We start from the raw sequence: 12,547 nt of genomic DNA on the forward strand, positions 1-12,547 counted from the left end.
GTGTTAATCAAAAAAAAATCAATTATGAAACTATCCACTAATAACACAGCGCGATATCTCTACTATCTTTCTCGCGTAGTAATGGTATTCTATGTCCTATTCTTGGCATCAAATTTATTTTCATCCGGCATACCTGTCGCAGGTAGCGGTCTCAAAGCTTATGGGGTTTATAATGTTAATATAATACCCAAAGCCGCAGATGGCCCAGCAAATCAACAAAAGGATGTTTCTCAAACATTGGATCACTGGTTCAAGGACACATTGATTATCAGTCCTTACCATGCGAAGGGCTTCGTTCAGTTGAGATTTCAATCCCTGAAAGAATTACTTTCCTTCTCATCTATTCTTTATCAAACCGCACAGTTATGTTACTGGATTCTAATTGGTTTATTAATTCTCGTTGTTCAGAAACTTTTTAAATCGTTTAGTAATAATACATTTTTTACGGATAAAAATGCTTCATTAATCGTTTTCAGCTCATTCTGCCTAATGCTTTTGCCTGTTATGAGATGGATTACACAGGAATTTTTCCTTAATTGTATTACAAAATTAAGTTTAAATAGTTCGGACTATATGTTACACAATGGAACACATCTTTTCGATACGGAGACAATCATTGGATTAGTATTATTAGCTTTTGGCGCAGCTTTTAAATCCGGTGTCGTCTTAAGTAGGGAGAATGAATCCTTTATTTAATTAAACATGCCCATTATAATTAATTTAGATATTGTCTTAGCCAAGCGTAAAATGTCTTTGACAGAATTATCGGAGAAAGTCGGTTTAAGCCTTGTCAATCTTTCCATCTTAAAAACAGGTAAGGCTAAAGGCGTCCGGTTTGAAACCTTAGAAGCCATCTGCAAAGTACTGGACTGCAAACCTGGAGACATTCTTGATATCGAGTAAACCAAAAAGATACAGAACAGTATAGTGCCAAATTTCTCTTTATCTCAAAATTAAGCTAACATAGAAACGGGCAACTCCTGTTTTTACAGGAAACCGCATCAGCTGGCACCGTGTTCTAATGAAACCAACAGCTTCATTGCATTTTTCTCTTTTGTGGCAAGGGTTTTGAGAATTTCCGATGCCTGTTGCACGTCATCGAAACTGATTGTCTCCGCAATTTGATTAAACAATTCCGACAAGGATGTCCACAATAATGCAATCTGCACAAACTCATGATGAACCTCAGCGATCTGCTCTATTTCGAGCAGATCATAACTTTCTTTTATAAAGTCGCGATATAGATTTTGAAACAAGGCGCCGCCAGTACCTGCGTTTTCCATCAAATTTGTAGCCATTTTAAACTCACTTTCAATCGCATGACTCGTCTTGTACCATTTGGTCAATTTCTCAGCAGTCTTCAAAATTCCTTTATATGAAATGTTGCTGATGGGCGGTGCAAGATATTCCTTTGCATTATTGACCATTGCAGCAATCAGCACTTCTTTCAATTCCAAATCCCTACCACTACCTGCTATCGTGTAATACAGATTTTTAGACGCCATAGGCCCCTTCTTAGCCCTAGCTAGCGCCAAACTCGCAATGGATGTACGCGCGCTTCCACCCTGCTGCCGCGTATCCACCAGATAGGCATTATCATGGTCATAGCCATAAATAGCTACATAATGACCCGCGAAATGAAAGGGGTTTGCAAAATACTCCAGATGATAGGCGTCGAGTTTTAAGCCTACTGGTTGCCCCCTATCCAAGAGCTGTTGTACAGCCCGCCAAGCTTTTACTTTTGAAGAAGTTTCATGAACGCTGAGGTTTAGACCGAGATTTTTGCAGATATGCTGCGTCAGGAGATCTGGTTTTATTCGTCCGCCCAAAAATGGAAAGTCCATGGTTTTCATTTTCCAGTAGATAAAACTGAGCCCTTCCCCTAGTCCAAAAAGCATCGGCTCCGAAAGCTCAATGCCTATATGGGCCAGTAATGTACCTGTTGCCGTTGTTTCACAATGCTGCCCATCAAATGGTCTAAGATTTTTCATAGCATTCTTTTTCACAAAATTAGAAGCTCGATTGACAACTAGATGTCAACAATAAAGAAATCCGCTTTCTGTAGGCTTGTATTGAATAAATTTATCCCATTAAGATTAGAAATTGTAGTAACTATTCAGCGTCATCAATAAGTTTCATAATTTTCGGTTTGTCACGGGCGGAAAAATTAGATTAAGATAATATTCATCAGTCTCTTCCCAGCCATTAACTGCGGAAAACAAAACATCAAAATATATCCATGATGCATACTTAATCAAGTTGCGTAAAAATTAGCCTTATTGAGATGAAAATATAATACACTTGTAATCTGAACACTAAATTACGACTACATCAAGTTTTGCAATATAATAGTATATCAGATAATCGTGGATTCTAAAGATTATTGAATGCGCTCTTCCAGGATCTTTTATAAAAAAAATTAGAGAAAAAAAACATAAAAAAATAAGTTTTTCTATATATTTAAGTAACCATATATATAATAAATTATGAAAAAAAGATTAAAATTCTCTCAGTAAAAAAGCAGAATCATTAAGAAGTGTTGAATTAACATTTTTAAATGGAGCAATTAAAGAAACGCTTTACTTAAAAAATGGCGTCTGGGTTCCAAAAACAGAAAATATCATCAAAAGAGAATATAAAGATTCAAAAAGCAGCCAAATTATATATGGCTATACTTATTTAAAATCTATTGGTAAAACTTCTTCCGCCATAAATAAAACTGCTAAATCTCCGATCACAACATCAACAGGTTTGTATGGCTGGAACGGAAGATGCTTTGTTTGGGGGACATTAATTCGTAATGAAGAAGGAGTAGAACTATTTTTCCCCGCAGATTATACAACACAAAGTCTTTTAAATATTTGCCCTGGCCCAAATGAGGCTTTTGCAAAGGTTCCGAAAAATTAAATTTAATAAATTATGAAAAAGTTCAAACTAATCTATCTTTCAATATTATTTTGTTTACTGTTCTTTAGCAGATTATATAGTCAACAGAAAAATGATATGGCTATGTTAGAGAATAAAAAAGAATCTCAATATATTCTCAATAGCTTATACAAACACAAAAACAATAAAACTTTGATACTCTACAATAATAATTTTTACAGTTTAAATAATTTCAATTTGATAGATACACTCGCTAAAAATGAGAAACTGAATTTTAAACTAATTAACAAATCTGATTCAATTAAAACACTAATCTCAAAAGAAGTAAAATCTATTATTATAGTAAAGTAATAATACTACACCAAAAATCATCCTGACCAACAAATGTTTTACTGAAAGCTACGATTTCTCAAAACGTCGACCAGCACAACATTTGTTAACCGCTATAGTATGTACTTACCAATCCTCAGAAGATCGATGAAACATTTACACCTAATATAAATCCATCATAAAGGCAGGATCTCTTCGCGCACTTATATCTGTTTTCCGAAAAAATACGTTTAAATCTTCAGTTTGAACAGCAGCAACATCATCTATTTCTTGCTGCTTAAACCAGACTCAAATTATATAATTCATGTTTCATCTTCTCCTTTGGGGGAAGTTAGCATTTCTTGCGATATACTTTTTTTTACATAATGTAGCCCCATCCCTATTTTCTCTTTTAATTTTTTAGCTGCAACAAAAGAATATCAGCTGGTAACCAAACTAGGATTTTTTACAGTGATTGTTCAGTGATTGTTCAGTGATTGTTCAGTGATCGTTCAGTGCAGACTGAATAAACAATGACTGATTACTGTCTAAACATAGACTAAAAATTGTGATTATGGATTACCTGATATTAGCATATCTTCTTTTTAATGCTTATCTTAATTATGTATAAGATAACCAATAAATTATGGCAATTATCAAAAATGGCGTTAATGGGACTGTTTCCGGGAAAGCAGGCTCTGTTGTATTTGTGTCGACTAAAACAGGAAATTATGTACGCTCTCTCCCTCGCGTTAGAAAACGAGAGCCCACACCTGAACAACTGCTGAGTAGAACACGCTTCAAAACTACGAGGTCGCATATGAGCGTGTTAAACCCAATCATCAATATGGGTTACAAGGCATACAGTTATCCGAAACGGGCCTATGATGTCGCAATTTCTTATAATTTGAACCATGCGCTTATTTAGGAAGAGAACGGTTTTGTAGTGGACTGGCAAAAATTTATGATTGCCAAAGGAAGCCCTAATCCCATCACTTCCTACACGATGGATTTCGATCAAGAAAACCAAGTACTTCTGGTTACTTGGGAATATAACGCCTATCTGGAGCAGAAATTTGACATGGGAACTTATGATTCGTTCTTATTCCTATATAATGCAGCGGATATAATGCAGCGGATAATGGGGCTGAATATCCATTTTTGACGAATGAGGCGAAAAATAGCTTAATAGCTTGTAGACAAAATATTGATATACCGAAACATAAAAAGCAAGTGACCTATGAAGTGTATATCTTTTTTGTAGAGCGCTATGGAGGAGGTAATACAGACAGTATGCACTTAGGTAAGATAAAGGTTTGACCAGTACATAAAAAAGCCAGTTTTCTACGAAAACTGGCTTTGATTTCTTTCAGGAAAAAGCTTAAGAAGCGCTCTTCTCCGTATTGTTAGCAGCTTTAGAAGCATCTAAAGCAATTGCTGATTTATCAAAACGGATTTTTACACCCGAACCTACATCGACTAAGAAAGTAGTTTCTGATACTTCTACAATACGGCCATGAATACCAGCTGTAGTAACAACTTTAGAGTTCACACCAAGTTCTTCAATATATTTTTTGTGATCTTTTTGCTTCTTCATCTGCGGTCTGATCATAAAGAAATAAAATACCACGATAATCAAAACCATTGGTAAAAAACTCATCAAATTGCCTCCCGCTGCTTGTAATAATACTGTGTTCATCTTCTATTATATCGTTTAATAATGTGTTATTTTGCTAATACTTCGCCTTTGAGCTGCACCGTTGTTAAGCCATTGGAAGCATTCGATTGAATCGTAATGATTTTCTGCTGTTTACCAACCTGTCCTTCACTATTGAAAGTTACATGGATCTCAGATTTTCCACCTGGCAAAATAGGGCTTTTCGAAAACTCAGGTTGTGTACAACCACATGAAGCAGTCACTTTCGAGATAATAACAGGTGCATCACCCGAATTTTTCAACACAAAGGTATGTTTTACCTGTGCGCCTTCTTTCACCTGACCGAAATCAAATGCAGCCTCTTCAAATTCTACTTTTCCCAATTGTGCTGCTGCCTTAGAAAGGCTATCCGCAGCTGCTGTTTCAGTCGCTGTCTTGGTTCCCTCTTCTTTTCCTTTTTGTGCATTTCCACAAGAAAATAAAAGTACTGCCGACAAAGCTAAAACCGAATATTTGCCAAAGTTTTTCATTCGTATAAATTATTTATGCGTTTGGTTTTAATCTCTTAAACCACGACCTGCCTTCTGAATTCTTCCTTGTTGGTTCAGATCGTTCAGTATTTTATCCAAGATACCATTGATAAATGTATTACTTTTCAATGTACTGAATACCTTAGAAATTTCAATATACTCATTTATTGTCACTTTCACTGGAATAGATGGAAAATTAACCAATTCACATATAGCCATACGCATCAATAATGTATCCATTAAGGCAATACGATCTGATTCCCAATTCTTCGTTTTATCAGAGATAAGTTTTTGATACTCATTTGTATTGCGGATAGTTTTACCCAACAATGCAATGACATAGTCGCTATCATCATTCCAGTTTTGCGTAATCTCTGCAAGTTTATTTTTACGTGGATCTTCAGAACTAAAATTCTTAAAAGTCTTCGCAATCAAAGCTTGCAATACTTCTTTATCTACCGGCCAGTTGATGAATTTTTCTTCAAAAACCTGCTCTATAACCGGCGATTTCAAGATGATCTTTTTAAAGATATGCTTGATGATATCTTTTTCCGTACCGATCGAACGATCTTCTTGTTGCAAGTACTCCAAATAAGCTTCAGAATCCTTTAACTGCAAAAATACAGTACGTACGATCTCCGGATCAAAGCTCCAGGAAATCTTATACTTTTTGACACCTTCTCCATATTGTGGATTTTGTCTCAATGACTCAATAAAAGTGTTTGTACTTAACTTGGTCGTTAAAGACAAGTCTTTTTCAGTTGGTAAAAACTTATTGGCCCTACCCTCTGCATCTATTAAGACATAATCAGATACTTCATCTAAAAGATTCAGTGTCCACATATACATCTCATAAACTTCATCCACATTTTTTAATAGTGCTTTCTCAAATGTTTTGATGTCTTTATCTTCCGAAAGACTGTACGCATAAAGCGTTTGCACTACTTTTACCCTCAGGTGTCTCCTGTTTAACATAGTAATTTTAAAGAACGATTTTTTATAAAATAATAAATAAGAACGATTTTGGGATGAAGACTATCTCTTGATTTTTTTAATATCTTGGATACGCTTCTCCGCGATGCGATTGGCCGCTTCAAAAGTAGAGATATTCTCTTCTTTTGATTTTTTTAACACGTCTCTAGTCGCATTATAAATATTTTTGATCACAAATTCAGTGTGATCTACGCCATAACTTTGAATTTCTGAATAACAGCCGATTAATGCACCAGCGTTGATCAAATAGTCAGGAGCGTATAATATACCTCTTTCATGAAGGATAGAACTTGTAACAAGTTCATCTTTCAATTGATTATTGGCAGAACCAGCAATAATTTTGCATTGCATTTTCTGCGCGGATTCTGGATTTACGGTACCGCCTAATGCACAGGGAGAATATACATCAAATTCGTGATCGAATACTTCACCGTAAGGTATTGGTTCAGCTTTGTACTTAGCCGCTACTTTTAGCATTTTTTCTTCCGTAATATCGCTTACATATACACGCGCATTCTCTTCACGCAACATCGCAATTAAACGCTCACCAACACCGCCTACTCCATGTACAATTACTTTTTTACCAGCAACATTTTCCGATCCGTATAATTCCTTTAAGCAGGCTTTTATACCGAAATAAACACCTTGAGCAGCGAAAATCGAAGGATCACCAACGCCACTGCCATGAATTGCTTTTGGTAAACCAGCAACATGGTCAGTTTCGGTATAAATATGTTCTAAATCGCGTTGTGTGGTACCTACATCCAAGGAAGCAATGAAATTTCCATTCAATCCTTCAATAAACTGGCCCAAACGGCGCAATAAAACCTCAGATTTGTCCAAACGGCTATTCCCAATAATAACAGCACTACCACCGCCTAAATTCAATCCAGTGATGGCTGATTTATACGTAATGGCCTTGGATAAACGTAAAGCATCCTCAATAGCTTCTTCTGTACTTTCGTAAGGTAACATACGAACCCCTCCTATCGCTGGCCCTAAGGTTGTATCATGGATCGCAACGATAGCTTTCAAGCCCACCAATTCATCATTACAGAAAAATAAGTTTTGATGGCCAGACTGGCTCATCAATTCAAAAATAGAATTTTGAGATGTTGACATAAAATGTACTACTCTAATTTGTTTTAATTTTTTAAGGTACTTGATGCAAAAGTAGGAAAATTATTCGTTGTGCATAACAACTTTTTTTATCCAAGACTTAACATTTGATTTCCGAATGACAGTAAATTCACTCAAATCGTAAAGCATTTTGATGAATTAGTCCTACTTTTGTATTCGTAATATGAAGGATCTCGCCTACTTAAATAAGTACTTTTATAAATACCGCTGGAAACTGGTTCCAGGGGTTATTTTTGTTATCATCTCCAACTATTTCGGGGTATTGCCTGCAAAGGTAATTCGCGAAGCATTTGATTTGGTACAGGAAAACATCTATCTATACCGTCTATTTGATGGTTTCGACAGACAGGAACTCATCTACAAGGTATTTGGCACCAGCCTCCTGTTTTTTGGTTTCGTCGTCCTCCTACTGTCGCTCTTGCGGGGCATATTTTTATTCTTTATGCGTCAGACGATTATTTTAACCTCGCGTTATATTGAATACGACCTCAAAAATGAGATCTATAATCACTACCAAGATTTAAACTTCGGTTTCTTTCGGAAGAACAATACCGGAGATCTCATGAGCCGAGCCACCGAAGATGTCAATCAGGTACGTAACTACTTAGGCCCCGCCATCATGTATGCGATCAATACGGTAGTTTTATCGATCATGGTCATCTATGCGATGTATAGCGTCAATGGACGATTGGCTACTTATGCATTGGCGCCAATACCGGTCCTATCGGTTATTATTTTATTTGTCAATAGGATTATTAACAAGCGTAGCTTAAAAATACAGAAACAGCTGGCGAACCTTTCTTCTTTCGTGCAGGAAACTTTTGCAGGTATACGCGTCATCAAGACCTATACCAGAGAACAAAATAAAATGCAGGAATTTGAGAAGGAAAGTACCATTTACCGCAATACGGCTCTTGATCTCGTCAAAGTACAGGCTGTTTTCTTTCCGCTTATTCTATTGCTGATTGGGCTCAGTACGGTAATCACCATTTATATTGGTGGAATTGAAGTTGCCAAAGGAACAGTCACTGCCGGAAATATTGCTGAGTTTATCATCTATGTCAACCAGTTGACTTTCCCTGCCATGTCTTTGGCTTGGGTTACATCATTGGTACAACGTGCTGCAGCCTCACAAAAACGCATCAACGAATTTCTCCATACTGAATCTCCAATTGTTAACGGAACAGCTACCCAAGAACTAGCGGGTGAAATCAGGGTTGATGGGATCTCCTTTACCTATCCAGAAACAGGTATTCAGGCGATTAAAAATATATCGTTCCAAATTCCGGTTGGCAAAACACTTGCTATTATCGGAAAAACAGGATCCGGAAAATCTACGCTGGCCAACTTACTCCTTCGGATGTATGATATCGACAAAGGAAGTATTCATTATGATAGTCTTGAAATTAAAAACCTTGATTTCAAAAGCTTGCGCCAACAAGTTGGATTTGTCCCACAAGATGTTTTCCTATTTTCAGATACCATTGCCAATAATATAGGCTTTGGTTTAGACCACTTTACACAGGAACAAGTGGAACAGGCCGCCAAAGATGCCGCTGTATACGACAATATTATAGCTTTTGAAGATGGATTTGAAACTGCCGTTGGGGAACGTGGTATCACCCTCTCCGGTGGACAAAAACAACGGGTATCCATCGCACGCGCTTTAATTAAGGAACCCAAAGTATTGATTTTTGATGACTGTCTTTCCGCCGTGGATACAAAAACAGAAGAAACAATTCTCCGTTCGCTAAGCCGCATCATGAAAGGCAAGACCTGTATTTTTATTGCCCATCGCATCTCGACGATCAAGAATGCAGACCATATATTGGTGATGGATCAAGGCGAAATTGTAGAACAGGGTACACATGCTGAATTGATGGAGAAAAGAGGTGAATATTTTGAACTCCATGAAAAGCAATTACTGGAAAGTGTCGAAGGATAATTAAAATATCCCTGAATTCAGCTAAAGGATAGAAGGGATATCTCTCCTAAATTTGTCTTAAATATTTAAGTCAAACATTTTACAATAAAGGATCATGGAGAGAACCCCTATTCAGAAGGCTACGTCAAGTGACGGAAAAACAATTGCTATTATTTCTTACTTAACCATCATCGGCCTTGTTGCTGCCATCATTATGAACAACAAGGAAAAGACTGCTTTAGCGCAATTCCATATCCGACAAAGTATAGGCATTTCAGTAACAGGAATGGCTTTGGGACTGTTACGTTTTGTTCCGGGTATTGGCGGAATCGCCATTAGTATTGTTGGATTGCTCCTACTTATTGCTCTTATACTAGGATTAATGTCCGCATTTTCCGGAGAGCGGAAACCACTCCCCTTCATCGGTGAAAAATACCAGGAATGGTTCAATATGATCTAATCGACATTTTCAAGACATGGAGCACCTTCCCATCAAAGATGCTCCATGTTATCGTTTTTTATGAACGTTCTGCCTTTAATTGAACATAGCGCATCTTTAGCTAGCTTTCATATCGGGCACCGCTTTCTCTTCTTTAAAAAACAGGGCAAATAGCACAAGACAAAAACCAGAAATACTTGCAGGAATAAACCAAAGATATTCCCAAAATTGAGCAGCATAAGCTGTTTTTAGATAATCTGAAACAGCACCGGCAACCCAAAATCCGATCAGCATCCCTACACCATACATCGCAATGGTAATAAAACCCTGTGCAGAAGCCTTGTATTTTTCACCAGCAATTCGATCGGTATAGATCTGACCCACTACGAACATAAAATCATAGCAGATGCCATGCAATAAAATTCCAAATAGCAATAAGAATGACCGTTCCTGTCCGTCGCCGTAAGCAAAAAACAAATAACGGAGTGCCCAGGCCGCAATGCCCAGTAAAATCATCTTTTTATACCCTAAGCGTCTAAAGAAAAATGGAATCAACAGCAGGCAGATGGCTTCGGAAAATTGCCCCAACGCCATTTTTGCTGTGGGGTTCGGTATTCCGGCGTTGACCAAAAATGGGTTCGCATTTTGATAATAGAACGAAATGGGAATACAGATGACAATTGCTGTTACAAAAAAAAATCAGAAAACTCCGCTGTTTTAAAAGCTTCAATGCATCCAAACCGATTGCCTTTCCAAAATCAAACTTTTCATCCCTGAGTTTCACCTGAGGTGGAGTTTTTGGCAGGGCCAAACTAAAGAATGCCAGTAACAACGAACAAACCGCGCCCATAATAAAGGTATTATGCAAGGCACCTGCCTGTATCGATTCGGGAGCATCCCAACGGAACAAATAACTGATCACGAGTCCCGAACAGATCCAACCGATCGTTCCCCACACGCGTACCCCCGGAAAATATTTCTTCGCGTCTTCAATATGCCGGAATGCGATCCCATTGGATAAGGATAGCGAAGACATGTAAGCCATAAAATAGACAAATACATAGGGATAAAAATGTGTCGCATCGGGTGCCTGCGACATCCCGTAAAGTAGTGCAGCTCCAATGAGATGTAATGCTGAAAGTACCCGCTCGGCATTAAAATACCTGTCGGCGACAAAACCCACAAAAAAAGGAGCAAATACAGCACCAAGGGATTGTGTTGCAAAAATATTCGCGACCTCCATACCCGAGGCATTGAGCGATTTAATAAGGTATGTTCCCAAAGTAACAAACCAGGCCCCTTTGATAAAATATTCTAAAAACATCATCAGGGACAATTGGACGCGTAATACTGGTTTCATCGATTAATTCGTGTTGGAGGTGTTTGTTTTGATTTATTTCATCGGTTTCAATGACCACGTAGACGCCTTATGTTATTGATACACACAACGACAGCGAGCGATACGATTGCTGAAATAACGCGCTCGTTGTCCTCGAGTGACTATCGCTTAAACAGGCTATTGTCTTCAGTTGTCATTGCTCTATACAAGCTCAAATAGAGCTCTATTTTATTCTTATGATTCGGGCAATGCATTTCGCATAAAATTAAGCCAGTTCTTGCTGGCAATCTTTTCAAGATCCGTGTTATCATACCCTCTTTTTGACAGGATACCAAATACTTTTTGGATATCAGCAATCGTTTCCAGATCATAAGGACACTGCTCACGGCCAAATGCTCCGTCTAAATCGCTCCCCACGCCAACATGATCGACATTTCCTGCCAATTGACAAATATGATCAATATTGTTGGCCATGATATCCATGGAGCAATTGCTTGTTTTAGGGTCGGATACACCGCGGACCCAATTCGGTACCATCATCCAAGCATCGAGCGCTACACCGATCACCGCTTTTTTCTCCACAAGTGTCTTAATCATTTCATCACTGAACTGCCTATTATGGTCCACAAATTTGCGGCAATTATTGTGACTGGCCCAAATCGCCCCCTGATAACGTTGTACAGCATCCCAAAAAGCATCATCATTTAGGTGTGTCGCGTCCAATATCATCCCCAATCGCTCCATTTCCTGCAACAACCTTATTCCCTGCTCATTAAGCTTGCCGGATGAATCTGTTCCGTTGGCATATCGACCTGGCCCGTAATGTGCTGGCCCAATCGCTCTTAAACCATAGTTATAGGCTGTTTCGAGATAGCTGATATCCACAATGGAATCGGCACCTTCCAGACTCAGCAGATACCCGATTGGCCTATCGGCATGATCGCCACCATCCGACCAAAGCGCCAAATGTTGGTCCAGATCAGTTTTTGTACAGATCATTTTCATTTGGCCATCGGCTTCCATTGCTTTATACCATGCAAGCTGTCCTTGTGTTTGCGCCCATGCCTGTTCCGGTGAGTACCAGCCTGGTAATGGGCTATCGGGTTTTACGAAACGGGCGATTTGTGTAGCAACAACCAAACCAATATGACCACGACGCAATTCGTCAAAAGTGACTGTTGCCTTAGCACGATCGGGCTTGTCATCCATCCCCTTTTCCCTACGGTTCAGTTCGGTAATCGGCAATCGAAGATCCCGATTCCATTCCATGGCATTCATACTCAAATCCAAATGTGCATCGACCAAAAATGGCATTTCAAATTCGTACATA

General features: G+C 38.3%; 14 protein-coding genes. 6 read left to right on the forward strand and 8 right to left on the reverse strand.

Annotated elements, in window-relative coordinates:
* Positions 1 to 24: 24 nt before the first annotated feature.
* Both BV902_RS18960 and BV902_RS18965 read left to right on the forward strand, forming a co-directional pair.
* A complete protein-coding gene (locus BV902_RS18960; RefSeq protein ID WP_075993281.1) occupies positions 25 to 696 on the forward strand; it encodes a hypothetical protein in 672 nt (223 codons plus the stop codon).
* A 6-nt stretch (positions 697 to 702) separates the two neighbouring features.
* Positions 703 to 903: a helix-turn-helix domain-containing protein gene (locus tag BV902_RS18965; RefSeq protein WP_075993282.1), complete on the forward strand. Its 201-nt coding sequence runs from the start codon at positions 703 to 705 to the stop codon at positions 901 to 903.
* 98 nt (positions 904 to 1,001) lie between these two features.
* On the opposite strand, the gene BV902_RS18970 is transcribed toward BV902_RS18965, so the two are convergent.
* Positions 1,002 to 1,991: a BtrH N-terminal domain-containing protein gene (locus BV902_RS18970; RefSeq protein ID WP_075993283.1), complete on the reverse strand. Its 990-nt coding sequence runs from the start codon at positions 1,989 to 1,991 to the stop codon at positions 1,002 to 1,004.
* A gap of 1,850 nt (positions 1,992 to 3,841) precedes the next feature.
* Here BV902_RS18970 and BV902_RS28760 point away from each other — a divergent pair.
* A complete protein-coding gene (locus tag BV902_RS28760; protein ID WP_075993285.1) occupies positions 3,842 to 4,123 on the forward strand; it encodes a DUF6266 family protein in 282 nt (93 codons plus the stop codon).
* 36 nt (positions 4,124 to 4,159) lie between these two features.
* The gene (locus tag BV902_RS18985; protein WP_075993286.1) at positions 4,160 to 4,360 is read left to right on the forward strand and encodes a hypothetical protein; all 201 of its coding nucleotides are present in this window, start codon (positions 4,160 to 4,162) and stop codon (positions 4,358 to 4,360) included.
* Between the two features lie 216 nt (positions 4,361 to 4,576).
* Here BV902_RS18985 and yajC read toward each other — a convergent pair whose 3' ends face one another.
* The 4 genes from yajC to BV902_RS19005 are packed head-to-tail and all read right to left on the reverse strand — an operon-like array spanning position 4,577 to position 7,497.
* A complete protein-coding gene (gene yajC, locus BV902_RS18990; protein WP_075993287.1) occupies positions 4,577 to 4,894 on the reverse strand; it encodes a preprotein translocase subunit YajC in 318 nt (105 codons plus the stop codon).
* A 26-nt stretch (positions 4,895 to 4,920) separates the two neighbouring features.
* The gene (locus tag BV902_RS18995; RefSeq protein WP_075993288.1) at positions 4,921 to 5,382 is read right to left on the reverse strand and encodes a DUF1573 domain-containing protein; all 462 of its coding nucleotides are present in this window, start codon (positions 5,380 to 5,382) and stop codon (positions 4,921 to 4,923) included.
* A 27-nt stretch (positions 5,383 to 5,409) separates the two neighbouring features.
* Positions 5,410 to 6,357 (reverse strand): transcription antitermination factor NusB, encoded by a 948-nt coding sequence (nusB, locus tag BV902_RS19000; protein WP_075993289.1) that lies wholly within the window; start codon positions 6,355 to 6,357, stop codon positions 5,410 to 5,412.
* A gap of 60 nt (positions 6,358 to 6,417) precedes the next feature.
* Positions 6,418 to 7,497, reverse strand: a complete 1,080-nt coding sequence (locus tag BV902_RS19005) for a Glu/Leu/Phe/Val family dehydrogenase (protein ID WP_075993290.1) — start codon at positions 7,495 to 7,497, stop codon at positions 6,418 to 6,420.
* Positions 7,498 to 7,678: 181 nt separating this feature from the next.
* Here BV902_RS19005 and BV902_RS19010 point away from each other — a divergent pair, with 181 nt between their 5' ends.
* Both BV902_RS19010 and BV902_RS19015 read left to right on the forward strand, forming a co-directional pair.
* Positions 7,679 to 9,460, forward strand: coding sequence for an ABC transporter ATP-binding protein (locus BV902_RS19010; RefSeq protein ID WP_075993291.1), 1,782 nt, complete (start codon positions 7,679 to 7,681; stop codon positions 9,458 to 9,460).
* Positions 9,461 to 9,554: 94 nt separating this feature from the next.
* Positions 9,555 to 9,899 carry a hypothetical protein gene (locus BV902_RS19015; RefSeq protein WP_075993292.1) on the forward strand — a complete coding sequence of 115 codons (345 nt, stop codon included), beginning with the start codon at positions 9,555 to 9,557 and terminating at the stop codon, positions 9,897 to 9,899.
* Positions 9,900 to 9,995: 96 nt separating this feature from the next.
* Here BV902_RS19015 and BV902_RS28590 read toward each other — a convergent pair whose 3' ends face one another.
* The 3 genes from BV902_RS28590 to BV902_RS19025 form a co-directional block, all read right to left on the reverse strand.
* Positions 9,996 to 10,508 (reverse strand): MFS transporter, encoded by a 513-nt coding sequence (locus tag BV902_RS28590; protein WP_443019227.1) that lies wholly within the window; start codon positions 10,506 to 10,508, stop codon positions 9,996 to 9,998.
* Positions 10,414 to 11,238, reverse strand: a complete 825-nt coding sequence (locus BV902_RS28595; RefSeq protein ID WP_443019228.1) for an MFS transporter — start codon at positions 11,236 to 11,238, stop codon at positions 10,414 to 10,416. Before BV902_RS28595 ends, BV902_RS28590 begins: the two co-directional genes overlap by 95 nt.
* 213 nt (positions 11,239 to 11,451) lie before the next feature.
* Entirely contained in the window at positions 11,452 to 12,546 is a 1,095-nt protein-coding gene (locus tag BV902_RS19025) for a dipeptidase (protein ID WP_237241722.1), read from the reverse strand.
* Position 12,547 lies beyond the last annotated feature (1 nt).

The organism is Sphingobacterium sp. B29 (genome assembly GCF_001952815.1).
Classification (GTDB): Bacteria; Bacteroidota; Bacteroidia; order Sphingobacteriales; family Sphingobacteriaceae; genus Sphingobacterium; species Sphingobacterium siyangense.